Source organism: Duganella sp. BJB476 (assembly GCF_003416895.1).
In the GTDB taxonomy this organism is placed as follows: domain Bacteria; phylum Pseudomonadota; class Gammaproteobacteria; order Burkholderiales; family Burkholderiaceae_D; genus Rugamonas.
Window position 1 is genome coordinate 736,801 of the sequence record NZ_QVIO01000002.1, and the last position, 26,179, is coordinate 762,979.

The 26,179-nt window shown below is 63.3% G+C and carries 28 protein-coding genes, 1 other RNA gene and 1 riboswitch; of the genes, 8 read left to right on the plus strand and 21 right to left on the minus strand.

Features of this window, described 5'->3' with window-relative positions; genetic code table 11:
* Nucleotides 1-11: 11 nt before the first annotated feature.
* Both D0T21_RS12880 and dnaX read right to left on the minus strand, forming a co-directional pair.
* Entirely contained in the window at nucleotides 12-338 is a 327-nt protein-coding gene (locus tag D0T21_RS12880) for a YbaB/EbfC family nucleoid-associated protein (protein ID WP_020705779.1), read from the minus strand.
* A gap of 37 nt (nucleotides 339-375) precedes the next feature.
* Nucleotides 376-2,949: a DNA polymerase III subunit gamma/tau gene (dnaX, locus tag D0T21_RS12885; protein ID WP_116989467.1), complete on the minus strand. Its 2,574-nt coding sequence runs from the start codon at nucleotides 2,947-2,949 to the stop codon at nucleotides 376-378.
* Nucleotides 2,950-3,111: 162 nt separating this feature from the next.
* On the opposite strand from dnaX, the gene D0T21_RS12890 reads away from it, so the two are divergent.
* Entirely contained in the window at nucleotides 3,112-3,765 is a 654-nt protein-coding gene (locus D0T21_RS12890) for a DUF2987 domain-containing protein (protein WP_116989466.1), read from the plus strand.
* A 53-nt stretch (nucleotides 3,766-3,818) separates the two neighbouring features.
* On the opposite strand, the gene ffs is transcribed toward D0T21_RS12890, so the two are convergent.
* An RNA gene (gene ffs, locus D0T21_RS12895) (signal recognition particle sRNA small type) lies at nucleotides 3,819-3,917 on the minus strand.
* A gap of 15 nt (nucleotides 3,918-3,932) precedes the next feature.
* Nucleotides 3,933-5,417 carry a 4-hydroxy-3-polyprenylbenzoate decarboxylase gene (ubiD, locus tag D0T21_RS12900; RefSeq protein WP_116989465.1) on the minus strand — a complete coding sequence of 495 codons (1,485 nt, stop codon included), beginning with the start codon at nucleotides 5,415-5,417 and terminating at the stop codon, nucleotides 3,933-3,935.
* Nucleotides 5,418-5,910: 493 nt separating this feature from the next.
* Between ubiD and D0T21_RS12905 the strand changes: the two genes are divergently transcribed.
* Nucleotides 5,911-6,801 (plus strand): lytic transglycosylase domain-containing protein, encoded by an 891-nt coding sequence (locus tag D0T21_RS12905; protein ID WP_229211457.1) that lies wholly within the window; start codon nucleotides 5,911-5,913, stop codon nucleotides 6,799-6,801.
* Between the two features lie 59 nt (nucleotides 6,802-6,860).
* On the opposite strand, the gene D0T21_RS12910 is transcribed toward D0T21_RS12905, so the two are convergent.
* From D0T21_RS12910 to glyA, 17 genes are all read right to left on the minus strand, one after another.
* The gene (locus D0T21_RS12910; RefSeq protein ID WP_116989464.1) at nucleotides 6,861-7,454 is read right to left on the minus strand and encodes a hypothetical protein; all 594 of its coding nucleotides are present in this window, start codon (nucleotides 7,452-7,454) and stop codon (nucleotides 6,861-6,863) included.
* 200 nt (nucleotides 7,455-7,654) lie between these two features.
* Nucleotides 7,655-8,125, minus strand: coding sequence for a transcription antitermination factor NusB (gene nusB / locus D0T21_RS12915; RefSeq protein WP_116989463.1), 471 nt, complete (start codon nucleotides 8,123-8,125; stop codon nucleotides 7,655-7,657).
* Between the two features lie 84 nt (nucleotides 8,126-8,209).
* Entirely contained in the window at nucleotides 8,210-8,698 is a 489-nt protein-coding gene (gene ribH, locus D0T21_RS12920) for a 6,7-dimethyl-8-ribityllumazine synthase (protein ID WP_116989462.1), read from the minus strand.
* 26 nt (nucleotides 8,699-8,724) lie between these two features.
* Entirely contained in the window at nucleotides 8,725-9,834 is a 1,110-nt protein-coding gene (ribBA, locus tag D0T21_RS12925; RefSeq protein ID WP_116989461.1) for a bifunctional 3,4-dihydroxy-2-butanone-4-phosphate synthase/GTP cyclohydrolase II, read from the minus strand.
* 148 nt (nucleotides 9,835-9,982) lie between these two features.
* Nucleotides 9,983-10,753, minus strand: a complete 771-nt coding sequence (locus tag D0T21_RS12930) for an SDR family NAD(P)-dependent oxidoreductase (protein WP_116989460.1) — start codon at nucleotides 10,751-10,753, stop codon at nucleotides 9,983-9,985.
* An 88-nt stretch (nucleotides 10,754-10,841) separates the two neighbouring features.
* The gene (locus D0T21_RS12935) at nucleotides 10,842-11,426 is read right to left on the minus strand and encodes a TetR/AcrR family transcriptional regulator (RefSeq protein WP_116989459.1); all 585 of its coding nucleotides are present in this window, start codon (nucleotides 11,424-11,426) and stop codon (nucleotides 10,842-10,844) included.
* Nucleotides 11,427-12,104, minus strand: coding sequence for a cupin domain-containing protein (locus D0T21_RS12940; protein ID WP_116989458.1), 678 nt, complete (start codon nucleotides 12,102-12,104; stop codon nucleotides 11,427-11,429).
* 87 nt (nucleotides 12,105-12,191) lie between these two features.
* Nucleotides 12,192-12,827, minus strand: coding sequence for a riboflavin synthase (locus tag D0T21_RS12945; RefSeq protein ID WP_116989457.1), 636 nt, complete (start codon nucleotides 12,825-12,827; stop codon nucleotides 12,192-12,194).
* 10 nt (nucleotides 12,828-12,837) lie between these two features.
* On the minus strand, nucleotides 12,838-13,935 hold the full coding sequence (gene ribD, locus D0T21_RS12950) for a bifunctional diaminohydroxyphosphoribosylaminopyrimidine deaminase/5-amino-6-(5-phosphoribosylamino)uracil reductase RibD (protein WP_116989456.1): 1,098 nt from the start codon (nucleotides 13,933-13,935) through the stop codon (nucleotides 12,838-12,840).
* A 7-nt stretch (nucleotides 13,936-13,942) separates the two neighbouring features.
* On the minus strand, nucleotides 13,943-14,500 hold the full coding sequence (locus D0T21_RS12955; protein ID WP_116989455.1) for a GspH/FimT family pseudopilin: 558 nt from the start codon (nucleotides 14,498-14,500) through the stop codon (nucleotides 13,943-13,945).
* A gap of 10 nt (nucleotides 14,501-14,510) precedes the next feature.
* Nucleotides 14,511-14,966 carry a type IV pilin protein gene (locus D0T21_RS12960; protein ID WP_199538439.1) on the minus strand — a complete coding sequence of 152 codons (456 nt, stop codon included), beginning with the start codon at nucleotides 14,964-14,966 and terminating at the stop codon, nucleotides 14,511-14,513.
* Nucleotides 14,963-17,131 carry a pilus assembly protein gene (locus tag D0T21_RS12965; RefSeq protein WP_116989454.1) on the minus strand — a complete coding sequence of 723 codons (2,169 nt, stop codon included), beginning with the start codon at nucleotides 17,129-17,131 and terminating at the stop codon, nucleotides 14,963-14,965. Before D0T21_RS12965 ends, D0T21_RS12960 begins: the two co-directional genes overlap by 4 nt.
* A gap of 9 nt (nucleotides 17,132-17,140) precedes the next feature.
* Nucleotides 17,141-17,647, minus strand: coding sequence for a PilX N-terminal domain-containing pilus assembly protein (locus tag D0T21_RS12970; protein ID WP_116989453.1), 507 nt, complete (start codon nucleotides 17,645-17,647; stop codon nucleotides 17,141-17,143).
* 3 nt (nucleotides 17,648-17,650) lie between these two features.
* Nucleotides 17,651-18,592, minus strand: a complete 942-nt coding sequence (locus D0T21_RS12975) for a PilW family protein (protein ID WP_116989452.1) — start codon at nucleotides 18,590-18,592, stop codon at nucleotides 17,651-17,653.
* On the minus strand, nucleotides 18,589-19,143 hold the full coding sequence (gene pilV, locus D0T21_RS12980) for a type IV pilus modification protein PilV (RefSeq protein ID WP_229211460.1): 555 nt from the start codon (nucleotides 19,141-19,143) through the stop codon (nucleotides 18,589-18,591). Before pilV ends, D0T21_RS12975 begins: the two co-directional genes overlap by 4 nt.
* Before the next feature lie 116 nt (nucleotides 19,144-19,259).
* A complete protein-coding gene (gene nrdR / locus D0T21_RS12985; RefSeq protein ID WP_116989451.1) occupies nucleotides 19,260-19,730 on the minus strand; it encodes a transcriptional regulator NrdR in 471 nt (156 codons plus the stop codon).
* A 56-nt stretch (nucleotides 19,731-19,786) separates the two neighbouring features.
* Nucleotides 19,787-21,034 carry a serine hydroxymethyltransferase gene (glyA, locus tag D0T21_RS12990; protein ID WP_116989450.1) on the minus strand — a complete coding sequence of 416 codons (1,248 nt, stop codon included), beginning with the start codon at nucleotides 21,032-21,034 and terminating at the stop codon, nucleotides 19,787-19,789.
* Between the two features lie 98 nt (nucleotides 21,035-21,132).
* Nucleotides 21,133-21,258: riboswitch (ZMP/ZTP riboswitch) on the minus strand.
* A gap of 152 nt (nucleotides 21,259-21,410) precedes the next feature.
* On the opposite strand from glyA, the gene D0T21_RS12995 reads away from it, so the two are divergent.
* The 6 genes from D0T21_RS12995 to tolB all read left to right on the plus strand — a co-directional run bounded on the left by D0T21_RS12995 (nucleotide 21,411) and on the right by tolB (nucleotide 26,161).
* Nucleotides 21,411-22,160, plus strand: a complete 750-nt coding sequence (locus D0T21_RS12995; RefSeq protein ID WP_116989449.1) for an SDR family oxidoreductase — start codon at nucleotides 21,411-21,413, stop codon at nucleotides 22,158-22,160.
* A 226-nt stretch (nucleotides 22,161-22,386) separates the two neighbouring features.
* Nucleotides 22,387-22,800, plus strand: a complete 414-nt coding sequence (ybgC, locus tag D0T21_RS13000) for a tol-pal system-associated acyl-CoA thioesterase (RefSeq protein WP_116989448.1) — start codon at nucleotides 22,387-22,389, stop codon at nucleotides 22,798-22,800.
* A gap of 8 nt (nucleotides 22,801-22,808) precedes the next feature.
* A complete protein-coding gene (gene tolQ, locus D0T21_RS13005) occupies nucleotides 22,809-23,501 on the plus strand; it encodes a protein TolQ (protein ID WP_116989447.1) in 693 nt (230 codons plus the stop codon).
* 15 nt (nucleotides 23,502-23,516) lie between these two features.
* Nucleotides 23,517-23,954: an ExbD/TolR family protein gene (locus tag D0T21_RS13010; RefSeq protein WP_116989446.1), complete on the plus strand. Its 438-nt coding sequence runs from the start codon at nucleotides 23,517-23,519 to the stop codon at nucleotides 23,952-23,954.
* A gap of 15 nt (nucleotides 23,955-23,969) precedes the next feature.
* Nucleotides 23,970-24,887: a cell envelope integrity protein TolA gene (tolA, locus tag D0T21_RS13015; RefSeq protein WP_116989445.1), complete on the plus strand. Its 918-nt coding sequence runs from the start codon at nucleotides 23,970-23,972 to the stop codon at nucleotides 24,885-24,887.
* A complete protein-coding gene (gene tolB / locus D0T21_RS13020) occupies nucleotides 24,887-26,161 on the plus strand; it encodes a Tol-Pal system beta propeller repeat protein TolB (RefSeq protein WP_116989444.1) in 1,275 nt (424 codons plus the stop codon). The genes tolA and tolB overlap by 1 nt, the downstream gene beginning before the upstream one ends.
* The last annotated feature ends 18 nt before the right edge of the window (nucleotides 26,162-26,179 follow it).

Here is a 26,179-nt window from a genome sequence, read left to right on the forward strand (position 1 = left end):
TGCGGCAGCCCTTAGAAAGGCATCTTGAAGCCGGCCGGCAGGTTCATGCCGGAGGTCAGGCCGCCCAGCTTTTCGGCGGAGGTGGCTTCGGCTTTGCGCACGGCGTCGTTAAAGGCGGCGGCGACCAGGTCTTCCAGCATGTCCTTGTCGTCGGCCAGCAGCGACGGGTCGATCGATACGCGCTTGACGTCGTTCTTGCAGGTCATGACGATCTTGACCAGGCCGGCGCCGGATTGGCCTTCGACTTCGATCAGGGCCAGCGCGTCCTGCGCCTTCTTCATGTTGTCCTGCATTGCTTGTGCTTGCTTCATCAAGCCGGCCAGTTGGTTCTTCATCATGATGGTGTTCTCCGTAGATTGAAAGTGAAAGATGTGATCAGTTGGCCGCTGCGGACGCCAAGGCGGCGGGCGGCGGCGTGATGGAACCGGGCACGACCCAGGCGTCGAACTCGCGGATCATGCTGTTCACAAAGGAATCATTGGCGACGGTATCCTCGGCGGCGCGCTGGCAGGCTTCGCGGTGCGCCTGCGCTTCGGCGCTGGCGGTGTACCAGACGGCGCCCAGTTCGGTATCCACGCGCACCGGACGACCGAAGCGCTCGGTCAATGCGACCGTGAGCTTCTCGACGTTGCCGGGCGTGCGCCAGGTTTCGATCGGCACGCGGACGTTGAAGACCACGGCGTTGCCGTCCATGCGGCATTCGATGAGTTCGGCCTGCATGGCCAGCTGCTGGGCCACGCCGCGCAACGGCAAGGCGGCGGCCACGGCCGGCCAGTTGCCGTCCCAGTTCAGTTCCGGCACCGGTGTGATGACGTAGGCGTGCGGCGCCTTGGCCGGCGCAGGCGCGGCGCGGGCCGGCATGACGACGGCTTGCGCTTCGTCGGCGTAGGCCAACGGCGGCGGCGCCTGGTGGTGCGATGGCGCCTGCGACGACGTGTGCGACGCCGCCTGCGATGGGCTGTGCGACGGGCTATACGATGGCGGCTGCGAAGGCGCGTAGGCCTGGGCCGGCGCGGACTGTGCTACCGCGCTATCGTCGGAAAATTCAGTGACCCAGGGTGGTAGGTCATCCTCTTCGTCTGCCTGCTGCTGGGCAGGCTTGGCAGCGGGCGCGGCTTGCGGCGCGACCTGCTGCGGCGCCACCTGGCGTACCGGCGCTTCCAGCACAGCCGCTTGCGCATCGCCGCCCATGGTCGTTTCCGGAGGCATGTCTTCCCAAGGAGCGGGACGCGACGGCGCGACCGCAACCGGCGCGGCAGGCGGCGTGTACGCAGCGCTCGGCGCCTGCGATTGCGGTGGCGCGGATGGCGCTGCACTCGGTGCTGCGCCAAACGATGGCGCCGGCGATGGCTCGGCAGCAGGTGCTGGGGCGGTCGCAGCCGGCGCAGCGCCTGCCGACGACGAGCGCCCACCCGGCTTGGAGGCCGCACGGGCTGCTTCGAGGGCGGCGTTGATGGCCGCACGCGCTGGACTCATAGGCCCAGCTGGTGCCGTTGGTGCCGCTGGCGCGGCAGCAACCGGCGCAGGCGCGGGGGCCACATTCGCGGCCGGCGCAGCGACAGGCGCGACAACCGGCGCCGGTGCTGGTGGTGCAATCGGTGCAGAAGACATCGCATTGGCAGACGGGGTCTGCGCGGCCGGAGCCGCAAACGCCGCAGCAGCAGGCGCCTCGGCGCGCGCCATCGCGGCCGCAGCACCGGCGACCACCGCAGCCGGCGTCACACTGGCATGGCTGGCCTGCATGTGCGCAGCCGCGCGTGCAGGCGGCGCCGCTGCGGCGCGTGCCGCAGCCACCGCCGCCGGACGCGACATCGCCGGCGCCGCAGCCGGTTGTCCTTCAGCCCCGCCTACGCCGGGCCGAAAGGCCAGCATGCGCAGCAAGGTCATCGAGAAGCCCGCATATTCGTCCGGCGCCAGGCCCAATTCATTGCGTCCGTGGACGGCGATCTGATAATACAGCTGCACCTCTTCCGCATCGAAGGCGGCGGCCAGGCGCACGATATCGGCGTACTCCGGCAAATCTTCCGGCAAGGCGGCCGGCACCGTCTGCGCCAGCGCGATCCGGTGCAGCAAGGTGCCCAGGTCCTGCAAAGCGCCGTTGTACGACAGGCTGCGCGTGGCCATCTCGTCGGCCACGGCCAGCAGATCCGCGCCATCCTGCGCGGCCAGCGCATCGAGCAGGCGGATCAGGTAAGACTGGTCCAGCGCACCCAGCATGCCCTGCACCGCATCCAGCGTCACCGCGCCGGCGGCGTAGGCGATCGCCTGATCGGTCAGCGACAGCGCATCGCGCATCGAACCGTGCGCACCGGCTGCCAACAGACGCAGGGCCGGCGCCTCAAAGGTGATGCCCTCCTGCCCCAGGATATTATCCAGATGGCCGATGATATGACCTGGCGGCATCTGCTTCAGATTGAACTGCAGGCAGCGCGACAGCACCGTCACCGGAATCTTCTGCGGATCGGTGGTGGCCAGGATGAACTTGACGTGCTCCGGCGGCTCCTCCAGCGTCTTCAGCATCGAGTTGAAGGCGTGGTTGGTCAGCATGTGCACCTCATCGATCATATAGACCTTGAAGCGCGCATTGCTCGGCGCGTAGACCGCCTGCTCCAGCAGCTGCGCCATCTCGTCGACGCCGCGATTGGACGCCGCATCCATCTCGATATAGTCGACAAAGCGGCCGGCATCGATCGCGGTGCACGCTTCGCACACGCCACACGGGGTCGGCGTGATGCCGCCGGTGCCGTCCGGGCCGATGCAATTGAGCGATTTGGCCAGGATGCGCGACAAGGTGGTCTTGCCGACCCCGCGCGTTCCGGTGAACAGATAGGCGTGGTGCAGGCGACCGCTGTGCAAGGCATGCGTGAGCGCGCGCACGACGTGCTCCTGGCCGACGAGCGTTTCGAAATTCTTGGGGCGGTATTTACGGGCGAGGACTTGATAGGACATGCTGGGATTTTACCGTAGATAGCGGGTGCAAAGGGCCTATCCTGCTCAGCTAATAAGATGCGGCGCAGGGTCGCCAAAACGGCAATTGTAACAAGGCGTGGCCGGATTTGGTAATCGGGGCGGGCTCCCCTACAATGTGTTTTTCTTTTAACATGAAAATATATGAAAAAACTCGCCCTGCTGCCGTTGCTGTTGCTGTCCCTCGCCGCCCACGCCGACGAACGCGAATGGGTGCCATATAAGAAGCTGGTGGAGGATACGCGCATCGACCGTTTCTACGCCCTGCCCGCAGCGGAGCGCGACAAGCTCAGCGTTTTCCTGGCCATCAAGCCCAAAAACAAGAACTACAAGCCATCCGATGTCGTGCTGACGGTGGTCCATGGCAGCGAACGTCAACAGCTGCCGCCGCTGTCGACCGACTTCCGCATGGCCCTGGTACCGAATCCCAAGTGGATGACCGACGACACCAAGATCATGACCAGCCTGCCGAAAGAAGAAAAATCGGCGGTCGCGCTGGAAGTGCTGGCGCTGCTGCCGGAGGGTACGCAGTGGAACTACGCGCAAGTCATGGGCAGCATCGGCCAGATGAACGCCGGCATCAAGAAGGTCGCAGGGGCCATGAGCATGTTCGTGCCGAACGTTAAGACGGTGGTGTTCAAGTTCAGCAAGCCGGCGCAGCTGAAGGTGGGCGCCACGGCCTACAACACGGATGCGAAGAACCTGATCAAGCTCAAGCCTGACGCCGCGCTGCTGAAGGAGAACCCGCTGATGGTGGCGTCGGAACGGCCGCTGGAAGCGGCGCTGGATGACGAATAACTGAGTGGACCAATAAAAAAAGCTGCCAATGGCAGCTTTTTTAATATCCCGAAGGAGGCGAGCCTGATCTGCGGCACTTATGGTTAATAGCCGTGGCTGCTTCGTTCCCGACCTGACCAGGTTAGCCATGCCACAATGCGCAGGGGCCCGCCGGGATCAATTATAACCTACAGCCCCAACTCCTGCCAAATCTGATCCACCCGTGCCTTCACTTCGGGCGTCATGCTGATCGTGGTGCCCCACTCGCGCGTAGTTTCGCCCGGCCACTTGTTGGTGGCGTCGATGCCCATCTTGCTGCCCAGGCCACTCACCGGCGAGGCGAAGTCCAGGTAATCGATCGGCGTGTTATCGACCAGCGTGGTGTCACGGGTCGGATCGACGCGGGTCGTGATGGCCCAGATCACTTCGTTCCAGTCGCGGATGTTCACGTCCTCGTCCACCACCACGATGAACTTGGTGTACATGAACTGGCGCAGGAAGCTCCACACGCCGAACATCACGCGCTTGGCGTGGCCGGCGTACTGCTTCTTGATCTGCACCACCGCCATGCGGTAGCTGCAGCCCTCGGCCGGCAAGTGGAAATCGGTGATCTCCGAAAACTGCTTTTGCAGCAGCGGCACGAACACCTCGTTCAGCGCCAGGCCCAGGATGGCCGGCTCGTCGGGCGGCTTGCCGGTATAGGTGGAGTGGTAGATAGGATCGCGGCGCATCGTGATGCGGTCGATGGTGAACACCGGGAACGAGTCCTGCTCGTTATAGTAGCCGGTGTGGTCGCCGTACGGGCCTTCCAGCGCATGCTCGTAGCCGCTCGGATGGTTTTCGTCAGGATAGATATGGCCTTCCAGCACAATCTCCGCCGACGCCGGCACGCGCAGCTCGCTGCCGATGGCCTTGACCAGCTCGGTGCGGCTGCCACGCAGCAGGCCGGCGAACTGGTATTCGGACAGGCTGTCCGGCACCGGCGTCACCGCGCCTAATATAGTGGCGGGATCGGCGCCCAGCGCCACGCAGATCGGATAGGGCTGACCCTTGCTCTGTATGGCGTGCTCGCGGAAGTCCAGCGCGCCGCCGCGGTGCGCCAACCAGCGCATGATGACCTTGTTCGGCCCCAACACCTGCTGACGATAAATGCCGAGATTCTGGCGCTTCTTATTAGGACCCTTGGTAATCACCAGGCCCCAGGTAATCAAAGGCGCGACATCGCCCGGCCAGCAATGCTGGATCGGCAATTTCGACAGGTCGACATCGGCGCCCTCCCACACGATCTCCTGGCACGGCGCGCCGCGCAACTCCTTGGGCGCCATGTCCCACACGGCCTTCACCAGCGAGCCCATGCCCATCAGGTCCTTGAAGCCCTTCGGCGGTTCCGGCTCCTTCAGGCGCGCCAGCACGTGGCCGATCTTGCGCAGCTCGCTGACGCTGTCGGCGCCCATGCCCAGCGCCACGCGGCGCTCGGTGCCGAACAGATTGCCCAGCACCGGCATGCTGTGTCCGGTCGGATTTTGGAACAGCAAAGCCGGGCCGGCGGCCCGCAAAGTGCGGTCGCAGACCTCGGTCATCTCCAAATATGGTGAAACGGGCACCAAAATGGGCTTAAGTTCGCCCATCCGTTGCAGTTGAGAAATAAAATCTCGCAAATCAGAATATTTCATCGTTTTTTAATTTTTTCTTACAACGCAGCATACTGTTTAAAAAGACAGGTCAAGTAGTTGATTTTATTGGTTTTAGCCGCAATACAAGCAAAAAAGTAAGATTTAAAAGTTATAGCTTCGCTTGGCGTTAGTATTGACTTGATATAAAACGGCTTCTACAATTTGCCCTACTTGAAGAGAACACGGTTCAGCACGGGATATCCCGGAAACGCGGACCACATAAATGTGTTGCTTATTCATTCACGGAGTCGGGGCTCCACATGACATTTTAAGGAGTGTTTTCAAAAGGCGTCTGCCTTACCCCCGAAAGAAGTTGTATTGCGACTGATCGAATACCACAGGGAAACATCAGCTCTAGCAAGCAATGACGGCGTCCAACGCGCGCTCCCAGCGGCGACGGACGATGATATTTCTGATGCACGGCATTAGCACCCGGTTAGCTGCGTTCGACGCTGGCGGGGACCCGCTTTTACGGACATTCCAGGGGAATTCTATGAACAATCGTTTTATCGGTGCAACGCAGTTTGCCCGCACCATGGCTCGCCAGCCAGCAGCGTGGATTTCCACGACTCGCGTTTCGGCAAAGGGCGTGTTGACCACCGCCCAGCACACTCTGACCATTCTGGGTGTGACCGCTTTAGTAGTGATGGCAGTACTGTTTGTCCGTCCCGACCTGGCCAAGGCATTGAGCAACAGCCTGAACCACGAACCGGAAATCGAAGCCGTTGCCGTCGTGGCGCCGCCGCTGTCGGCCCTGATGGAAACCCCGGCTTCCACCCCGGCCGCCAGCACCGCACCGCTGACCGCCGAAGAACGAGCCCTGCTGGGCACGCAGAAGCAGCAGCAATGGGTCACCTCCTGGCTGTCCAAGCGTTACCGTATCGCCGGCGACGCCGCCAACATGCTGGTATCGACCGCCTACCTGACCGCGCGCGAGATCAAGCTCGATCCGCTGCTGATCCTGTCGGTGATGGCGATTGAATCGGGGCTCAATCCGTTCGCGGAAAGCCCGGTCGGCGCGCAAGGCCTGATGCAGGTGATGTCGAAAATTCATCATGACAAGTTCCAGGAAATGGGCGGCCTGCAAGCGGCGCTCAATCCAGTGGCCAACATCCGTGTCGGCTCGCTGATCCTGAAGGATTACGTGACCCGCGGCGGCTCCATCGAAGCCGGCCTGAAGATCTATGTCGGCGCTGCGGCGTTCGAGCATGACGACGGCTACGGTTCGAAGGTGATGAACGAAATGCGTCTGCTGAAGCAGGTTTCCGCAGGCAAGAAGGTGCCTACCTTTACCCCGACCATGGCTGCGGCGCCTGCCAAGCCTACCCCGCCAGTGGCAACGGCAGAGAAATCGGTCAGCGGCACCCAGATCGCCGGCCTCTGATTTCATAGCCTCAAAACGATTAAGCCACCTCGCGAGGTGGCTTTTTTACGCCTGGACAATCAGCGCGGGCAGGTGCCGACCTTGGTTTTAACGCCGTCCCGGAATGGATCGCGCCCACCGGTCAGCGCATTGGACTCCATCACCGCGCAATAACTGCCGCCGCCCGAGCGTACGCGCGTCATCAGCCGGCCATCGGGCGTGGTGAAATTCTCGAGCGTGGTGCCGTTGTCGCCGGCATAGGCGCCGCCCAGCTTGGCTGCCAGCGCGGTCGTGTTGTTGGCGATCTTTTTGTCGTGTGGATTCCAGGCTTCCTTGCGCAACTGCCGGTCGGCTGCGGCGGCGCTTTTGAGCGAACGCTGCAGCAGATCCTCGGCCGGCTTGTCAGGCGGCTGCGCGAACGGATCCGGCGGCGGTGTGGCCTGCGTGATGGCTTGCGGGGCTTGCGGTTGCTGAATCGGCTGCTGAATCGGCTCCGGCGCGGACGGCAGCAGCGTCATGCGCGGTGCGGCCGGCTCGCGGATGGGTTTGGGCTGTGCCGCAGCCTTGGGCGCCGGCGGCTTCAGCGGCGCCAGGATGTACGTGATGGCCTCATGGCGGCCCACAGATGCCGCCAGAGGCCGCTCAGGCGTGCGCCAGCCGATAAACGCCAGCAAATGCGCGCCGGCGATCAGCGCCAGCCAGCCACGGCGACGCCAGGCCGGCGCCCGGTTCAGGGTATGCAGTTCGATGATGCGCCCTCGACATTGATTTTAAGTCAACGGATTCTGCGGCGCAGTCCCCTCCCCGTCAAACCCAAATAAAAAAAAGCCACCACAAGATACCTTGGGTGGCTTCTGACAGTACCAGACGCTGCTTAGCGTTTTTTGTCGGCGGCGACTTCGTCCGGGCGAACCTTGGCGGCCAGCTTGTCCAGCACGCCGTTGACGTATTTGTGGCCGTCGATACCGCCGAAGGACTTGGTCAGCTCGACCGCTTCGTTGATGACGACGCGGTACGGGATTTCCAGGTTGTTCTTCAGTTCGAACGCACCGATCAGCAGCACTGCGTGCTCGATCGGCGACAGCTCGCCCACGCCGCGGTCGACCAGCGGCGCGAAGCTTTCGCGCAGCGCTACCGAATCCTTGATCGCGCCGTACAGCAGCACCGTGAAGTGGTCGCCGTCGGCCTTGTCGAAGCCGTGCGCGGCGCGGATGTTGTTGACCACGGTGGATGCGTCTTCATTGTTCAGCAGCCACTGATACAAACCCTGCAACGCAAACTCACGCGCGCGGTGGCGCGGCGTACGGTTCTTGCTAGGGTTGGCGTGCAAAATTTTATCTGTCATGGTTATACCTGTTCTTAAATACTTACAAAATCCGGCTCAGTGCGCCGGCGCATACCGGCACACTGCGCCGTTTCCTACCTGTTCTTACTCGTCGTCGCCCTGGTCCTGGCTCAGCTCTTCCAACGCGATGGTCAGATTGGCCATCTCCACCGCCACGCGCGCCGCATCGGCGCCCTTGACGGCCATGCGGGCTTCGGCCTGCTCGTCGTTCTCGGTGGTCAGGATCGCGTTAGCGATAGGAATACCATAATCCAGGCCGATGCGGGTGATGCCGGCGCCCGATTCGTTCGAGACCAGCTCGAAGTGGTAGGTTTCGCCACGGATCACCGCGCCCAGCGCGATCAGCGCGTCGAATTGCTGCGACTCGGCCATCTTCTGCAGCACCAGCGGCACTTCCAGCGCGCCCGGCACGGCCACGTGCAGCACGTCTTCGTCGGCCACGCCCAAGTGCTTCAGTTCCGCCAGGCAGGACGCCAGCAGGCCGTGGCAGACATCTTCGTTAAAACGGGCTTGAACGATGCCGATGCGCAGACCGTCGCCGGACAAATTGGTTTCGTAGCTTCCTACAGTCATGGAGTGCCTCTTGTGTGTTGGTTGAATTAGTTAGGTTTGGCCATGTAGCCGGTCACTTCCAGATCGAAGCCCGTCATCGACGGCATCTTGCGCGGGCTGGCCAGCAGCTGCATCTTGCAGACGCCGACTTCGCGCAGGATTTGCGCGCCGATGCCGTAGCTGCGCAGGTCCATGCTGGCCGCGCGGCCTTTCGGTTTGGTTTCCGGCTTGCCCAGCGCGTCGAACTGGGCGAAGAACTGCTCCGCCGTTTCTTCGCAGTTGAGCAGCACGATCACGCCGCGCTCGGACGCCTTGACCGCCGCCAGCGACGACGACAGGTTCCACGAGTGGGTGGTCGCTTCCGATTCCAGGATGTCCAGGATGGATACCGGCTGATGCACGCGCACCAGGGTTTCCTTGCTCTTCTCGATATCGCCGTGCACCAGCGCCAGGTGGGCCGAGCCGCTCGGCTTGTCGCGGAAGGCGATCATGCGGAAGTCGCCCTGGGCGGTCTTGAGCGGACGCTCGCCGATCTTCTCGACCAGCGACTCGTTGCGGCTGCGGTAGTGGATCAGGTCGGCGATGGTGCCGATCTTCAGGCCGTGTTCCTTGGCGAATTCCAGCAGGTCCGGCAGGCGCGCCATGGTGCCGTCGTCCTTCATGATCTCGCAGATCACGGAAGCCGGGGTCAGGCCGGCCATGGCGGTCAGGTCGCAGCCGGCTTCGGTATGGCCAGCGCGCATCAGCACGCCGCCCGGTTGCGCCTTCAGCGGGAAGATGTGGCCGGGCTGGACGATGTCCGACGGCTGCGTGTCCTTGGCGACGGCGACCTGGATGGTCTTGGCGCGGTCGGCCGCCGAGATGCCGGTGGTCACGCCCTCGGCCGCTTCGATCGAGACGGTGAAATTGGTGCCGAAGGCGGTGCCGTTACGGGCCGACATCATCGACAGGTTCAGCTGGTCGCAGCGCTCTTCGGTCAGGGTCAGGCAGACCAGGCCGCGCGCATGCTTGACCATGAAATTAATGGCTTCAGGCGTCACAAAGTCCGCCGCGAGCACCAGGTCGCCTTCGTTTTCCCGGTCTTCTTCATCGACCAGGATCACCATGCGGCCAGCGCGCAATTCGGCGACGATTTCTTCGGTGCTGGAAATTGACATTTTTAATCCTTTGTAGCGGAGCTAGAACAGGGCGCTATTTTAAAGGATTTACGCCCGCCCCACCGCAAAAGCCCGCTTTTATCCGCCAAATGGCCGGCTTTAGAAGGTGCCTTCTGGATTAATTGTCAATATTCCAGCACAAATCCAGCTATCCCCGGCCGGCCATGACGCCGCCATCCACATCCCACACCGCCCCGGTGACCCACGACGCCTTGTCCGACAGCAGGAACATGATCGCTTCCGCGACGTCACGCGACGTGCCGACGCGGCCGATAGGATGGAAACTATTGAAACCCTGCAGCGCGCCATGCACCTCGGCCTTGGGGATGAACCCCTCATAGATCGGCGTCTCCACCACCGCCGGCGACACGGCGTTGACGCGTATCCGGCGCGAAGCCAGCTCCATCGCCAGGTGCTGGGTCAACGCATGCAGGCCAGCCTTGGCCATCGAATAGGCGGACGACGGCGTCGCCGCGATCGCCTGCTTGCCCCACATCGAACCGATGTTGACGATGGCGCCCGGGCGACCAGCCGCCGCCAGATTGGCCGCCACCTTCTGGGTGACGAAGAAGAAGGCCTTGTTCAGCGCCTGGTACTGGTCGTAGTCCGCCTCGCCATGCTCGAGGAAAGGCTTGGGGAAGAACACACCGGCGGCATTCACCAGCAGGTCGATATCCTTGTGTCCGTCGTCGATGGCGTCCAGCAGTTGCTGCAAGCCTTGCGCGCTGCTTAGGTCAGCAACCAGCGCGGCAACCGTGCCCGATTCCGACAGCGCGGCGCGCGCCGCCTCCGTTTTCTCCGGGCGATGGCCGACAATTACCACACTCGCGCCCTGCTCCAGCGCCATGCGCGCCGTCTCCAGCCCCATGCCACTGGTGCCGCCGACTACCAATAACTTCCTGCCATTCAATGTATTCATGGATCCCCCTAAGTATACCAACTAGTTGGTAGGTTTTTACAGCTAAAAAAAATGCCGACAGCCGCCGGCACGGAACGCCGTCGCCCAGTCAGGCCAGCAACGTCGATAAAAAAGTTTGCGCCACGCCGGCCGGGCCACGCGCGCCGCGCACCGAGCGGGCCACGATCATCGCCCCTTCCAGCGTGGCGAGGACAGCCTCCGCCAGCGCACGCGCTTCCGGCTGCACACGCAACTGCTGCGCGCGCTGGCCTTCAGCGATCACCATTGCCAGCCAATCGGTGTTGGCCTCGAAGAAACGCCCCACCTCGTGCGCCACGCCTTCCGGCAGCGAGTTGGCCTCCGCTCCCAGCATGCCGCAGACGCACAGGCGCTGCTCGGCGGCGAAGGTGTTTTCGAACAGCGTTGCGTAGGCCGTCAACCGGTCCTCCGCCTTGGCGTGCTGGACCTCGATACGCAGCAACTGCTCGCGAAAGCGATGCGTGTAGCGCTGCGCCACCGTCGTCGCCAGATCACCCTTGGTCGCGAAGTGATGGTGGATGCTGGGTTTCTTGATGCCGACCAGCTTGGCCACGTCATCGTAGGAAAAGCCGTTGTAGCCGCGTTCCTGGATCAGGCCTTCGGCAGCATCCACCACGCGCAGCGCGGACTCGGACATCTCGGAAAAATGCTTCATTTACTGGCTTTCTTTGTGATCGGCAATCGGCAGGTGTCCGACTTTGACGAGGATGATACAGCCTTCACGGCTGAACGGCTGATGCGCGCTCAGGTGCGGGCTACGCAGCCAGGTGCCGGCCGGATAGCGGCCGAACTCGTCTTCGAACACGCCTTCCAGCACGTAGATCTCTTCGCCGCCGTAGTGACGGTGCGGATTGAAGCGCGTGCCGGGCGCCCAGCGCACCAACGCCGTATGGCTGGCGCCGAACTCGGACAAGGGCATCACCGACAAGCCCGGCACCAGGCCCGGCAGCCACGCCGTGGAGCCGGTATCGATGCGCACAGCCTGCGTATCCTGCGGGTCCATGTGGCGCAGCTTGACCAGCAGCGTGCAGCCGCCGACCGAGCCCGGCGCATGCGATGACCCCGGCGGATTCTTGAGATAGGCACCCGCGCCGTAGCTGCCGGACTCATCAAAGAAATCGCCCTCCAGCACCAGGATCTCCTCGCCCAGCTCGTGCAGATGGCTGGGGAAGCTGCTGCCCGGCGCGTAGCGCACGATGGACGTGGCGCGCGCCACCTCGCCGCCGTCGCGCTCCAGCATCTTGCGCTGTATGCCCTGCGCGGGCGAGTCCACCCAGGGCAAGTCTTGCGACTGCACCACGGCACGCTGGCTGTAATCCGAGTGTATGTTCATGAGATTTAATTTACCGACTAGTTGGTAGGTATACTAGTCGAGGCTTGGGACGTTGTCAACGCCCGGCGTGCCGGGCGTTGCAAGGCCTTACTTGCCGGCGGCGCCGACCGAGACCATGCGCTCGACGTAGCGGGCGATCAGGTCGATCTCCAGGTTGACCTGCTTGCCCACGACCAGATGCTTGAGCGTGGTCATGGCGATGGTGTGTGGGATCAGGTTGATCGAGAACTGGCAGACCAGGTCCTTGCCGGTGCCGATATCGGTCACGCGGTTGACGGTCAGCGATACGCCGTTGACCACGATCGAGCCTTTGAAGGCCAGGAACTTGGCCAGCTCGTGCGGTGCTTCGATCACCAGCTCCCACGATTCGCCCACGCCTTCGAACTTGCGCACCACGCCCAGGCCGTCCACGTGACCGGACACCAGATGGCCGCCCAGGCGCTCGTTGAGCGTCAGCGCCTTTTCCAGGTTCACTTCAGTCAGCGTGTCGAGGCCGACGGTGCAGTTCAGGCTTTCGCGCGAGACGTCGACGCGGAAGCTGCTGTCGTCCTTCTCCACCACGGTCATGCAGGCGCCGTTGATGGCGATCGAGTCGCCCAGCGCGACGTCGGCCAGCGGCAGGCCGCCGGCGTTGATGTTCAGGCGCACGCCCGCGAACGAGCCGCCTTCCAGCGGCGTGACGGATTCGATTTTGCCGATAACGGCGACAATTCCAGTAAACATGTGAATGCTCTTAATGATGAGTGAATCGTGCAAGGATACGCAAATCTTCGCCGATCTGCTTAACCTCGTGAAATTTCAGATGCTGCTTGAGCGACAGGTCGGTCAACGCCGGCAAGGCGAACATGCCCTGCGCATCGCCCAGCAGCGTCGGCGCCAGGTAGACCAGCAGCTCGTCCACGCAACCTTCGCGGATCATGGACCCGTTGAGCTTGCCGCCGGCTTCGACGTGCAGCTCGTTGATCTGGCGCCGGCCCAGCTCGCGCATCAGCTCGGGCAGGTCGACCTTGCCGGAGGCGTTGGGCAGCAGGATGATTTCCGCGCCCACCGCGCGCAGCGCCGTCTCCTTTTCAGGATCGGCCACCGCCGCCGCGATCCAGGTGCCGCCGCCCTGCAAGACCTTGGCGGACGGATCGATGTCGAGCTTGCTGTCCACCACGATGCGGCGCGGCTGGCGCGGCGTTTCCACCGCGCGCACATTGAGCTGCGGATCGTCGGCCTTGACGGTGCCGATGCCGGTCAGGATGGCGCAGGCGCGGGCGCGCCAGGCGTGGCCGTCGGCGCGCGCTTCCGGCCCGGTGATCCATTGGCTGACGCCGTTGTGCAGCGCCGTCATGCCGTCCAGGCTGGCGGCGGTCTTCATGCGCACCCACGGCAGGCCGCGCGTCATGCGCGAGAAGAAGCCGATATTCAGTTCGTAGGCCTGCCCGGCCAGCAGGCCGACGCTGACCTCGATGCCGGCGGCGGCCAGCTTGGCCATGCCCTGCCCGGCCACCAGCGGATTCGGATCCTCCATCGCCGCCACCACGCGGCCCAGGCCGGCGCGCACCAGCGCGTCCGAGCAGGGCGGCGTGCGGCCGTGGTGGTTGCACGGTTCCAGCGTCACGTAGGCGGTGGCGCCGCGCACGTCGTGGCCGCGCGCCTGCGCATCCTTCAGCGCCTGGATTTCCGCATGGTCGCTGCCGGCCTGCTGGGTCACGCCGGCGCCGATCACTTGTCCGTCGCGCACGATCACGCAGCCGATGTGCGGATTCGGCGAGGTGGTGTACAGCCCTTTGGCGGCCCACTCCAGCGCCAGCGTCATGCCTTCGAGATCGTTGTTGATGTTCACGTTGTCCTTAGTCTATGGCACTGGTGCAGCTTGCTCCGTCCACCGCCGGATCGCATACGCGCACCCGGCCCAGCATATTGATTTTGATGTTGCGCGTATTGTCGCCATGCGTCAGCGACAGCGTGCCCCAGCGCGCGGCCAGGCTGTTGCTGGCGCTGCAAGCACGCCCAGCACTATTATAAGCAAGATACTGAGTCGCCGCGCTCGACGAAAAGACCGTGGCGATGGTAACGCCCTCAGCGATCGGGCCATGCCGGAGCAGCAGCAACTCACCAGGATCGGGGCGGCGGTTGCCATTGTCATCGACAAACACCGTCCAGCCCAGGCGCCAGGCGGCGCCGGCAGGCTCCAGCGGCGCCAGCAAGACCTGGCCACCGCGCGCGATGGCGTGCGAACGGGTCAGGTTAATGGCTGCCACCAGGTCATTGACGGCGATGCGCAATTGCTGGCGTTCCAGCGCGGCCCGGTAGTTCGGCACGGCGACGCCAAGCAAGATCGTAGCCAACAACAGCACGATCAATAATTCGATCAGGCTGACGCCGGCGCTGGAGGGATGGCCTCGCATCGTGTTTCCTTCAAGGCCAGCAGTGGACGGACGGTCCGGTCGCCAGGCGCAGGCCGCTGCTGGTCAGCTTGAGTTGCCGGCAATCGTCGTCGCGAAAGCTGGCATCGACCAGCGCGGTGCCCGGCGTGGCGATCAACTGCACGCATTGCGAGATCAACTCGCCGTCACAGGCCTTGCCTTCGATTTCGTAGGCGCTGGTCGGCGCGCCGTTGCTGCTCCACCATTTGAACTGACGCGCCTCCGGGTCAGTGATGCTGGACGAGAAGGCGATGTAGGTATTGGCCTGCGTGAAAAACCGCTCTTCCTGCTGCATCAGTTGCAGCAGCGCAGCCTGCGCCTCGGAGCGCCGCGCACGGATCACGTGCTGCTGAAAACCCGGCATCACCTGCGCGGCAAGCACGGCCAGTATGACCAGCACGATCAGCAATTCGATCATGCTGAAAGCCTGTCGGCGCGCGGGCATCATTTGATCGCCTCGTGCAGTTCGCGCCAATTGGCCACCTCGCGCCAACTGAGGCGGCCAGACCGCGAGCGCACTTTGACGCTGCCCACCACGGTGGTCTCACGCGCCGACGCATTGACCACGGCATAGTTTTTATCGGCCACGATCCGCCCCGTTGGATCCGGCGGGCTACTGCTGGTCGACAGCTGCACCAACGACGGCACGGCCGCATAGGTCGATTGCAGCACGCCGACGATCGGCGCGGACGGCATGACGGCTGCCGTGCTGTGGCCGCCCGGTAGCCCGCTCAGCGCATCCAGCACGTAGGTGCGGCCGCGCGACGCATCGCATTTATCCGCGCCCGGCAGCAGCGTGTTGAACACGACCTCGCCGCCCATCAGCTTGCCGCTGTTGATGCTGCGCTCTCCCGTGCGCGCCGCGTGCAGGAAGTCGACGTACCAGCCTTTGCTGCCGGGCGCCATCTCCGCGCCGCTAATACTGAGCAGGTCAGAGGCCAAGGGATCCAGCACGCGTTCGGTCAACTGGCGCCGGCCGGCAACGACATCCATCGGCACGGACAGGCTGTCGAGGATGGCGTAGAACGATTGCGTGCTAAAGCTTCCCGCAGCCAGGCCGGCCCGATCAAACATCGCGCCCGTGCCAAACAGTATCAGGTAGCCGCCGCCGGAGGCATAGGCCAACATGGGTTGTTGCGCAATCGGTTGCCGCTTGCCGTCGGCATCTCGGGCGACGAATAGCGCCTTGGCGGCCGCTCCCGGCCAGGTGTTGAAATCGAAGCGCCACAAATTGCCTTGCAGGTCGCCAGCATAGGCGTAACTCAACGCCCCATCACGATCGGCAAGCAACGCGGGCGCGCTCAGGCCGTTGGCCAGCGATGGGTCGGAGATGGGAGTTACGAGGCGGAAGTAATTCACATTGAGCGTCCACGGCGCATCGCGCGGCTTGTCCAACGCCAGCAGGAATAAGGCGCCCTTGCCCGCGCCGCTGGCATGACCATCGCGGGCGTAGTTGTTCAGGCCGCTGGAAACGATGGCGAAGTAGCGATAAGTGGGCACGTCGGCGCCACGGCTGGTACGCACCTTGGCAAGCTGCGGCAGCGTGGTGACGTTGCCCATCATCGGATCGTCGCGGTCGGTGAATTCCCAGAGTGCGGCGTTTTCATCCAGCGCGGCGGGATCGCTGATGTCCAGCGCGAAGACGCCTTGCGCGCCACCGCCCATGGCCGCGACCAGGACCGTGCGCCAATTGGCGCCGATCAGAGCGTCTGCGCTGAACGAAGGGCCGTCGACATAGGCACGGTGCACGTAATCGACGCTGGGCAAGCGGTTCAACACCGGCATTAAGGCGTTGGGAAAATAAGCGTAAAGTTCGCCGCCCGTGTTGGCGTCGAAGGCGTGCAGCATGCCGTCGTTGGCGCCAAGGTAGATCGTGGCACGGCGGGCCTTGTGGCGCTCGCGGAAAGCCAGATAGCCCGCGTCCCGCGCAGCGCCCGACGGCGGGCCAACCAGCACGGGGGTGCTGTTAATCGAATCGCCGAGCACGCTGGTGCGGCGACGGAACAGTGTACCTTCATCGCTGCGGTCGCCGCGCAGGTAGGCCAGGCGACGCTCGCCGAGCCCGTCGGCGGCCGCCGCATGGGGCGGCGGCGCTTGATCGAGCAATGCTTGCTGTGCTGAGGACAAGGCGGGCCACGCAAAGGGAATGCCAACCAGCTTGCCATCCGTCTGCACGATGGCCGTGTAGAGCCTGCGTGCAGCAGGTTCCGGCTTCGGCGCGCGCCCCGGTTCGCCGGTTAGGATGGCGCTTGCATCCCACAACGCCGCTGCGGAAACCGGCGAGGCGATGCGTTCAAAATGTCCGCCCCAATCGCTCGCGTCCAGCGTGGCGCTGAACAGATCGCCTACCGGCGAGGCTGGCGACGCAGCGACGGGAGGCGCCCCAGGACCGGCCGGGGCCGCCAGCAACAGCGCAGGGCCAGCGATCCGCGCGCCGGGGGCTGTACGGCAAGCTGCCGTCAACGGCTCACTGGCGATATCGAACACCGGCGGCGCTGCGCGCACACCACCCGCCAGCATCGGCAGCAACATCAACAGCGCGACGATCACCAGCCACGCCCACCACCATCGCCGGCCATGCCCAGGCAGCGATGCACTGTTTGCAATGCGCATATCCCCTCCTCACTCCGGCTTGACGAACACCGTTTGCAAGACCAGCTCCGTACCTGGCCTGGCGCCGAAACCAATCACCGTCACGCGATAGCAATAAGCGACCGCGCCGCCGGCCGACGCATCCTCGCCCGGCTGATGGCACTCCATGCGCTCGATCACATAGCGCGGCCGCTTGAACGGCAGCACGCCTTCGGCCGTCAGCATCGCCGCTCCGGTATGGTCGCCATAGCCCAGCGTGCAGGCGCCGCCGTCCTCAGTCCCGGACAAATCCACCCGCTGCCAGACGGGCGCCCGATCGCATGCGCTGGCCTCCGCCGTGCCGCTCTGGATATCGCGCTCCGCATCCGCCAAGGCATCCTCCGCCGCCTGAAACGCCACATCCCGATCGCGCTCGCCACGCGCCGCCTTTTCACCCTGCAAGCTCATTTGCGCCGCCGACACGCCCAGCAGCATCGCCAGGATCAACATCATCAGGCACATCAACACAACCACGCCTCGCTGCCGTTGCGCCGCCATGACCTAGCCGCTCCGATTGCGCAAGGCCACCGTCATGCCGACCACCCGGCGCGCCCGCCTGCGCTGCGACGGCGGCAACGTCGCCTCCGCGATGCGCACACCTTCATCGTCGCCATGCGCATCGGAATAGGCGGGGCCGAACAGATCGAACCGCGTGCTCGCCTTATCCGCGCGCGTATTGCTCTCGCCGTGCAGCAGCAGCGCCACCCGGACGCTGCAAACGCGCTTCCAGAAAGTCTTGCGATGGAAATCGCGCAAGCGCTCGCCGGGCGTGGCGCCGGACAACACCAGCGCGGCATCCATCGCATTGATATTGCTGGCATTGACATAGGAATTAGGGATACCGTCGGCCGGCGTATCGGTATCGAGCCCATACAGCACTTGAAAGGATTCGACGCCGCGCACGATGGCGTCCGCGCCCCAACCGGAGGCGCCGCGGTATTTGCAGCGCAGTTCGGCCTCGCCCGCCCCGTCGTCCGCGACATAGAAGATGCTCCAGCCGCGCGCATCGGCCGCGTCGGGAACGGCGACGCCGAAGCCAGCGCAATTGAGGCTGGAACCGTCGCCATTGCCGCCCACGCCCGAACCGGAAAAGCGCAGGGCCAGCACATCGCTGCCGTGCGCCACCGCCGGCAACATCGCCGAGATATCCGCGCCACCCCGGCTGATGCTGCTTGCGTCCAATCCTGCAATGGACGCCGGTGCATCGGCGTCCAGTTCCACCGGAGCGGCCTTGCTGTCCCAATTGACATAAGCGCCCTGCCGTATCGCCCGCGCCATGATGTCGAGCGCATGGCGGCCGCCGTCATTGAGCCCGGAGCTCTCGCTGTGATTGCGGTAATTGCTGCCGGCCGACAGCAGCAAGCCGCTGGCCAACAAGGTCACGATCAAGCCCAACGCCACCGCGATGGCGAACTCGATCACAGTCCATCCGCGCGCGTTCATCGCGTCGCTCCAACAGCCACGGCGACGGCGGGCGCGAATTCACCGCTGACATCTTTGTGCGGCGTGCCGTCGGGATTCTTGCCGCGCCATCCCACCTTGACCACCACCGGCGCGCCCGCAGCGCCACCGCAAGTCCATCCCGGCTTGACGCTGCCATCGCGACAGACCTGTATGCGGCCCGCAGGCAAATACTGGCTGACTTGCACTTTCACTTCGTACAGATCGAACATGGCCAACTGCGCGCTGTCGCACGCGCCGCCGTAGCACAGGGCCGACGGCGCCGGCGGATCGGGTTCGGCCAGCGCGTCGTAGTCCAGCATCAGATAGGGATTGGCGCCATCGGCCAGGTGCATTTGCGCGGCGTTGGCGCGCATGCGTTCGGCCAGGCCGGCCGCCACATAAGTCGCCTGCGACAGCAACGCGGCCTGATGCCGCATGCGCAGGGCCGTCAACTGCATCGCCACGCCGCCGACAATGCCAACCGCCAGCAACAGCACGGCGATCAGGATTTCCAGCAGTGTAAAGCCGTGCATCAAGGCGCGTGTGCGCATGGCACACCTCCGCAAGTCGACAAGGACAGTGCTAGAAGTTAGCAGCGACGACTGTAGAGGATATGAGGTGTATCAAAGGTGCGTCAGCCGTAGGCCGGACGCCAACGAACCGGAAACTAAGCCTTGCGCGGCTTGCGTTCCTGCCCGACTTCGGCAATCGCGTCCTGGAACTCGGCCAGGTCTTCGAAGTTTTTATAGACCGATGCAAACCGGATATACGCGATCTTGTCGAGGCGCTTCAGTTCCTTCATCACCAGCTCGCCGATGTAGCCGGTGTCGACTTCGCGCTGGCCGCTGGTCAGCAGCTTTTCTTCGATCGACAATATCGCCGCGTCAACGGCGGGCGCCGCCACGGGACGTTTGCGCAAGGCCAGCGTCAGGCTGCCGCGCAACTTGGCGGCCGCGTACTCGGTGCGGCTACCGTTCTTCTTGACCACATACGGCATCACCAGTTCGATGCGCTCATACGTGGTAAATCGTTTATCGCATTTACCGCAGCGCCGGCGCCGGCGTATGGAATCCCCTTCCTCGGATACACGCGTATCGAGAACCTGGGTATCTTCATGCTGGCAAAACGGACATTTCATATTGGCGCTATTCGGTGACGCGACACCGGCACTCGCCGGCGTCGCGGTACTGCAGATTACTTGGCGTAGACAGGGAACTTGTCAGCCAGAACCTTCACGGCCGCTTTCACGCGGTCGATGGTCGCTGCGTCGTGCGGGTTGTCCAGCACGTCGGCGATCAGGTTGCCGACTTGTTCCGCTTCCGCTTCCTTGAAACCGCGGGTGGTGAACGCTGGCGAGCCCAGACGGATGCCGGAAGTCACGAATGGCTTCTGCGGATCGTTAGGGATGCCGTTCTTGTTGCAGGTCATGTGGGCGGCGCCCAGGATCGCTTCCGCTTCCTTGCCGGTCAGGTTCTTAGGACGCAGGTCCACCAGCATCACGTGCGACTCGGTGCCGCCGGAGACGATACGCAGGCCGCGCTTGATCAGGGTCTTGGCCAGCACGTCGGCGTTGATGACGACTTGTTGCTGGTAAGCCTTGAACTCAGGCGTCAGCGCTTCTTTGAACGCAACAGCCTTGCCGGCGATGACGTGCATCAGCGGGCCGCCCTGGATGCCTGGGAAGATAGCCGAGTTGATGATCTTCTCGTGCTCGGCCTTCATCAGGATGATGCCGCCGCGTGGGCCGCGCAGCGATTTGTGCGTGGTCGAGGTGACGAAGTCGGCGTGCGGCACCGGGTTAGGATACAGGCCGGCGGCGATCAGGCCGGCGTAGTGCGCCATGTCGACCATGAAGTAAGCGCCAACGGCTTTGGCGACGGCAGCGAAACGCTCGAAGTCGATCTTTTTCGAGAACGCCGAAGCACCGGCGATGATCAGCTTAGGCTTGTGTTCCTTGGCCAGCACTTCCATGGCTTCGTAGTCGATGTCTTCTTCGGCGGTCAGGCCGTAGGAAACCACGTTGAACCACTTGCCGGACATATTCAGCGGCATGCCGTGGGTCAGGTGGCCGCCTTCGGCCAGCGACATGCCCATGATGGTGTCGCCTGGCTTCAGCACGGCGAAGAACACGCCCTGGTTGGCTTGCGAACCCGAGTTAGGCTGCACGTTGGCCGCTTCCGCGCCGAACAGCTGCTTGACGCGGTCGATCGCCAGTTGCTCGACGACGTCGACGTACTCGCAACCGCCGTAGTAGCGCTTGCCTGGGTAGCCTTCGGCGTATTTGTTGGTCAGCTGCGAACCTTGCGCTTCCATGACGGCTGGCGAGGTGTAGTTTTCCGACGCGATCAGCTCAATGTGATCGTGCTGACGGGTGTTTTCTTTCTGGATGGCGCCGAACAATTCCGGGTCAACGTTGGCGAGGGTATGATCTTTTGCGAACATGTAAAAACTCCAAATGAATTGAGTAACTTGTTACTGGCAGGTTGGATCGAATGAGGGAAGCCGATAGCGGACAGGCAGCCTCTTCGTGCATTTCCATCGATGGCTGCCCAGGCGAACGGCTGATGAAATCTCACGTTTCCCGGTGGATGCCCACCTTTCGCTAACCGATCGCCACGCACCAAAATGGTGATGACCGGAGCTTTTCGCCAGTTACGTGAGACGTAATGGAAGCCTGATTGTAATTTATGCGCCAGCTTTGAGCAAGGAAATCATTGCTTAAAATGCAATCTTATGCCGATTTTGATAGGAGAGATAAGCCATACTGCCATTTCGGCTACACTTGACCATCGTTTCCACTCTCGCATAAGGATAGATCATGATCGTCTTCATCACCGGCGCCACCGCCGGCTTCGGCGCCGCCATGGCCCGCACCTTCGTTCAGAACGGCCACAAGGTGCTGATCAGCGGCCGCCGCGCCGACCGGCTGGAGGCGCTGTCGGCAGAACTGGGCGCCGCCGCCCGCCCGGTCGTGCTGGATGTGACCGACAAGGCCTCGATCAAGAGCGCGCTGGACGGCTTGCCGGCCGAGTGGGCGCAGATCGACGTGCTGGTCAACAATGCCGGCCTGGCGCTGGGCGTCACGCCGGCGCATGAATCGTCGCTGGACGACTGGGACACCATGATCGCCACCAATTGCAGCGGCCTGGTCGCCATGACCCGCGCCATCCTGCCGGGCATGGTGGCGCGCGGCAGCGGCACCGTCATCAACCTCGGTTCGGTGGCCGGCGACACGCCTTATCCGGGCGGCAATGTGTACGGCGCCACCAAGGCCTTCGTCGAGCAGTTCACGCTCAACCTGCGCGCCGACCTGGTCGGCACCGGCGTGCGCGCCACCAACCTGGCGCCCGGCCTGTGCGGCGGCACCGAGTTCTCCAACGTCCGCCTGAAGGGCAACGACGCGGCCGCAGCCAAGGTCTACGAAGGCACCGAACCGCTGACGCCGGAAGACATCGCCAACACCGCCTACTGGATCGCCACCCTGCCCGCCCACATCAACATCAACCGCATCGAGATGATGCCAACGTGCCAAGGCTACGGCCCGCTGACGATCAAGCGCAACCTGTAAATTGGGCGTGACGAATCGCTTCATCCCTGAAGCGATTCGTAAGCGGTTGTTACAAGCCTTGGCAAGTTGCCGGGAAAACGCTTTACTAGCGGTAGTGCAATCTATTGCGCGCAGTTGAAAAATCCGCATAAAAAGCGGATTTGACGTGAATCACCCCGTCGCAGCTTCAACGATCACAATAAAATCGCGTAGAATGTTGCTCACTCTCACTAGTAGTCAAAATAACATGCCAGCAGAGTTTATCTGGAACGTACGGGTCTATTACGAAGACACCGACGCCGGCGGTATCGTCTATTACGCAAACTACCTCAAGTTCTTTGAGCGCGCCCGCACCGAATGGCTGCGCGCCATCCACGTCGAGCAACACGCCCTGCTGCAGGAACATGACGCCATGTTCGTCGTCAAAAGCGTCAGCGCGGAGTATCATGCCCCTGCCAGGTTGGACGACGTACTAAAATTAACGCTTAGTATCGAAAAACTGGGCCGCGCCTCGATCCAGTTCGTGCAGCAAGCCTGGTGCGGCGAGCAGTTGCTGAACACCGCCCGAGTCAAGGTCGGCTGCGTCGGTTCGGACCTCAGTCCGCGCGCCGTGCCGGCGTCGGTTGCAGAAAAAATGCGTAGTACCATCAAAACAGACTGAACCTATACATGAACGTCACCCAAGACCTCTCTTTCCTGTCCCTCATCACCAACGCCCACCTGATCGTGCAGTTGATCATGGCGCTGCTGTTCGTCATCTCGCTGACCAGCTGGACCTACATCTTCAGCAAGATGTTCGCGGTGCGTTCGGCACGCCGCCTGACCATCGAATTCGAGAAAACCTTCTGGGCCGGCGGCAACCTGCACGCGCTGCACCAGAACGCCGGCAAGGACCGCGCCAACAGCGGTCCGCTGGCGCGCATCTTCGAAGCCGGCATGGGTGAGTTCATCAAGAGCAAGGCCGCCTACACCGCCGCGCGCGAAAGCATGGACGCCGGCGCGGTGCTGGACGGCGCCCGCCGCGCCATGCGCGCCGCCTTCCAGCGCGAGATGGATGTGCTGGAATCGCACCTGGCCTTCCTGGCCTCGGTCGGTTCGGTATCGCCGTACATCGGCCTGCTCGGCACCGTGTGGGGCATCATGAACGCCTTCCGCGGCCTGGCCAATGTGCAGCAGGCCACGCTGGCCGCGGTCGCCCCCGGCATTGCCGAAGCGCTGATCGCCACCGCCATCGGCCTGTTCGCGGCGATCCCTGCCGTGGTCGCGTACAACCGTTTCGCCCACGACATCGACCGCCTGGCGATCCGCTTCGAAAGCTTCGTCGAAGAGTTCTCCAATATCCTGCAACGTCAGTCGCGTTAAGAAGGCAGAGCAATCATGGCTTCCTCTTTTTCCAGCAGCATGCGCGGCGGCCGCGGCCGCAAGTTCAAGTCCGAGATCAACGTCGTGCCCTACATCGACGTGATGCTGGTGTTGCTGATTATTTTCATGGTCATGCCTTCGGCCAATGACCCGAGCGTGGTCGACCTGCCGAGCGCGGAACGCTCCACCAAGCCGCCTAGCGACTACGTGCAGGTGATCATCAAGCCGAACGGCGCGCTGTCGATCGGCGTCAAGGGCAAGGGTGAAGAGGCGCCGGAAACCGCGCCCAACCGCGATGCGCTGGTCAAGAAGCTGCGCACCATCCACACCGACCATCCCGACTATCCGGTGCTGATCGCCGGCGATAAGGAAAGCAAGTACGACGACGTGATCCAGCTGATCTCGGAAGCGAAGAAGATGGGCATCAACCGGGTCGGCTTGTCCACCAAGTAAATCACAGTGAACACGATGAAACCCGCAACGGCAGGCGGCCCTTACAAAGTACCGCGACAAAATGAAGGCTGGCGCTCGATCGCGCTGGCGGCGGCGATGCACGCCGTGCTGTTGCTGTTCCTGTGGGTAGGCGTCAGCTGGCAGAACAACGAGCCGACCACGGTGCAGGCCGAGATCTGGGACATGAAGGTGCAGGAAGCCGCGCCCACGCCGCCGCAGGTCAAGCCCGAGCCGGAACCGGAACCGGAGCCGACCCCGGTGGTCAAGACCGCCCCGCCGAAACCGGTGGAAGCACCGCCGACGCCGAAGGAACCGGACATCGCCCTGGAACGCCTGAAGGCGAAGAAGAAGCTCGAGCAGGAAAAACTCGAAGCGGCCAAGGAAGCCAAGCTGAAGAAGGAAGCCGAAGAGAAGCAGGCCAAGCTGGACGCCAAGAAACTGGCCGACAAGAAGGAGGCCGAGCAAAAGCTGAAGGACGAGAAGGAACAGGCCGAGAAGGACAAGAAGAAAGCCGCGCTGGCGGACAAAGCCGCCAAGGAAAAAGCCGAGAAAGCCGACAAGGCCGCCCGCGACAAAGCCTACGCCGCCGAGATGAGCCGCATCACCGGCAACGCTGCGAAGGGCAGCACCGGCACCGCCGCCACCTCGACCGGCGGCAAGGTCGACGGCGGCTACCAGGCGGCGATCCGGGCCAAGATCAAGAGCAACCTGGTGTACGGCACGGTCGACGATACGCTCAGCGCGACCTACCAGATCACCCAGCTGCCGACCGGTGAAATCATCGGCGTGCGCAAGATGAAGAGCAGCGGCTCGGCCGCTTACGATAGCGCGATTGAAAACGCGATTGCCAAATCGTCACCACTACCCAAGAAAAAAGATGGTACGGTAGAGCGCGAGTTCGTCGCCGATTTCAACATGAAGGATATGCACTGATGACCACCATGAATAAACTGAACCAAGTGATCCTGTCCGCCACCCTGGCGCTGGCCGCCAGCGGCGCCTCGGCGCAGATGCGGATCGAGATCTCCGGCGTCGGCAGCAACCAGATCCCGGTCGCCGTGGCCGGCTTCGCCGACGAGAACATCGCCCCACAACAGATTTCCGCCATCATCAAGGCCGACCTGGAACGCAGCGGCGCCTTCAAGCTGATCGACGCGGGCGTGATCACCAGCATGAGCAACATCGACTACGGCACCTGGAAAGCCAAGGGCGCCGACGCATTGGTGGTGGGCACAGTGGCCAAGTCGGCCGCCGGCGACTACGAAGTGCGCTACAAGCTGTTCGACACCGTCAAGCAGAGCGAGCTGTCGCAGCTGAACGTGTCGCGCGCGCCGCAGTTCACCCGCCTGACCGCGCACAACATCGCCGACGACGTCTACCTGAAGCTGACCGGCATCCGCGGCGCCTTCTCGACCCGCATCGCCTACGTGAAGGAATACGACAAGCGCCACTACGAGCTGCTGGTGGCCGACGCCGACGGCGACGGCGAACAGATGGCGCTGCGTTCGAACGAGCCCATCATCTCGCCGTCCTGGTCGCCGGACGGCACCAAGGTGGCCTACGTGTCGTTCGAGCAGAAGAAGCCGGTGGTCTACGTGCAGAACCTGATCACCCGCGCGCGCACCGTCATCGCCAACGAAAAAGGCAGCAACTCCTCGCCGGTGTGGGCGCAGACCGGCAACAAGCTGGCGGTGTCGCTGTCCAAGGACGGCCACACGCAGATCTACACCGTCAACGCCGACGGCGGCAACCTCAAGCGCGTCTCCAACAGCGCCGGCATCGATTCGGAGGCCAACTTCGCGCCGGACGGCAGCATCTACTTCATGAGCGACCGCAGCGGCGGCCCGCAGATCTACCGCATGAACGGCGACGGCGGCGAAGCCAAGCGCGTCACCTTCACCGGCAACTACAACATCAGCCCGCGCGTATCGGCCGACGGCAAGACGCTGGCCTACATCTCCCGCCGCGACGGCAACTACCAGCTGTACGTGATGGACCTGGCCAGCGGCCAGGAGCAGCGCCTGTCGGACAGCACCGACGACCAGTACCCAAGCTTTGCCCCGAACGGCAAATACATCATGTACGCCACCCAAGCCGGAGGCCGCAAATCGCTGGCCGTGGTCTCGGTGGATGGACGTGTAAAACAACGCCTGACCACTCAGGCGGGCAACATCAAGGAGCCCACCTGGGGTCCATTCATGCAGTAATTTTTTAGCCTTCATCAC

Coding starts and splice junctions, on each gene's coding strand:
- D0T21_RS12880 (WP_020705779.1), bottom strand. CDS start 338: ATGATGAAGAACCAACTGGCCGGCTTGATGAAGCAAGCACAAGCAATG.
- dnaX (WP_116989467.1), bottom strand. CDS start 2,949: ATGTCCTATCAAGTCCTCGCCCGTAAATACCGCCCCAAGAATTTCGAA.
- D0T21_RS12890 (WP_116989466.1), top strand. CDS start 3,112: ATGAAAAAACTCGCCCTGCTGCCGTTGCTGTTGCTGTCCCTCGCCGCC.
- ubiD (WP_116989465.1), bottom strand. CDS start 5,417: ATGAAATATTCTGATTTGCGAGATTTTATTTCTCAACTGCAACGGATG.
- D0T21_RS12905 (WP_229211457.1), top strand. CDS start 5,911: ATGAACAATCGTTTTATCGGTGCAACGCAGTTTGCCCGCACCATGGCT.
- nusB (WP_116989463.1), bottom strand. CDS start 8,125: ATGACAGATAAAATTTTGCACGCCAACCCTAGCAAGAACCGTACGCCG.
- ribH (WP_116989462.1), bottom strand. CDS start 8,698: ATGACTGTAGGAAGCTACGAAACCAATTTGTCCGGCGACGGTCTGCGC.
- ribBA (WP_116989461.1), bottom strand. CDS start 9,834: ATGTCAATTTCCAGCACCGAAGAAATCGTCGCCGAATTGCGCGCTGGC.
- D0T21_RS12930 (WP_116989460.1), bottom strand. CDS start 10,753: ATGAATACATTGAATGGCAGGAAGTTATTGGTAGTCGGCGGCACCAGT.
- D0T21_RS12935 (WP_116989459.1), bottom strand. CDS start 11,426: ATGAAGCATTTTTCCGAGATGTCCGAGTCCGCGCTGCGCGTGGTGGAT.
- D0T21_RS12940 (WP_116989458.1), bottom strand. CDS start 12,104: ATGAACATACACTCGGATTACAGCCAGCGTGCCGTGGTGCAGTCGCAA.
- D0T21_RS12945 (WP_116989457.1), bottom strand. CDS start 12,827: ATGTTTACTGGAATTGTCGCCGTTATCGGCAAAATCGAATCCGTCACG.
- D0T21_RS12955 (WP_116989455.1), bottom strand. CDS start 14,500: ATGCGAGGCCATCCCTCCAGCGCCGGCGTCAGCCTGATCGAATTATTG.
- D0T21_RS12960 (WP_199538439.1), bottom strand. CDS start 14,966: ATGATGCCCGCGCGCCGACAGGCTTTCAGCATGATCGAATTGCTGATC.
- D0T21_RS12965 (WP_116989454.1), bottom strand. CDS start 17,131: ATGCGCATTGCAAACAGTGCATCGCTGCCTGGGCATGGCCGGCGATGG.
- D0T21_RS12970 (WP_116989453.1), bottom strand. CDS start 17,647: ATGGCGGCGCAACGGCAGCGAGGCGTGGTTGTGTTGATGTGCCTGATG.
- D0T21_RS12975 (WP_116989452.1), bottom strand. CDS start 18,592: ATGAACGCGCGCGGATGGACTGTGATCGAGTTCGCCATCGCGGTGGCG.
- pilV (WP_229211460.1), bottom strand. CDS start 19,143: ATGCGCACACGCGCCTTGATGCACGGCTTTACACTGCTGGAAATCCTG.
- nrdR (WP_116989451.1), bottom strand. CDS start 19,730: ATGAAATGTCCGTTTTGCCAGCATGAAGATACCCAGGTTCTCGATACG.
- glyA (WP_116989450.1), bottom strand. CDS start 21,034: ATGTTCGCAAAAGATCATACCCTCGCCAACGTTGACCCGGAATTGTTC.
- D0T21_RS12995 (WP_116989449.1), top strand. CDS start 21,411: ATGATCGTCTTCATCACCGGCGCCACCGCCGGCTTCGGCGCCGCCATG.
- ybgC (WP_116989448.1), top strand. CDS start 22,387: ATGCCAGCAGAGTTTATCTGGAACGTACGGGTCTATTACGAAGACACC.
- tolQ (WP_116989447.1), top strand. CDS start 22,809: ATGAACGTCACCCAAGACCTCTCTTTCCTGTCCCTCATCACCAACGCC.
- D0T21_RS13010 (WP_116989446.1), top strand. CDS start 23,517: ATGGCTTCCTCTTTTTCCAGCAGCATGCGCGGCGGCCGCGGCCGCAAG.
- tolA (WP_116989445.1), top strand. CDS start 23,970: ATGAAACCCGCAACGGCAGGCGGCCCTTACAAAGTACCGCGACAAAAT.
- tolB (WP_116989444.1), top strand. CDS start 24,887: ATGACCACCATGAATAAACTGAACCAAGTGATCCTGTCCGCCACCCTG.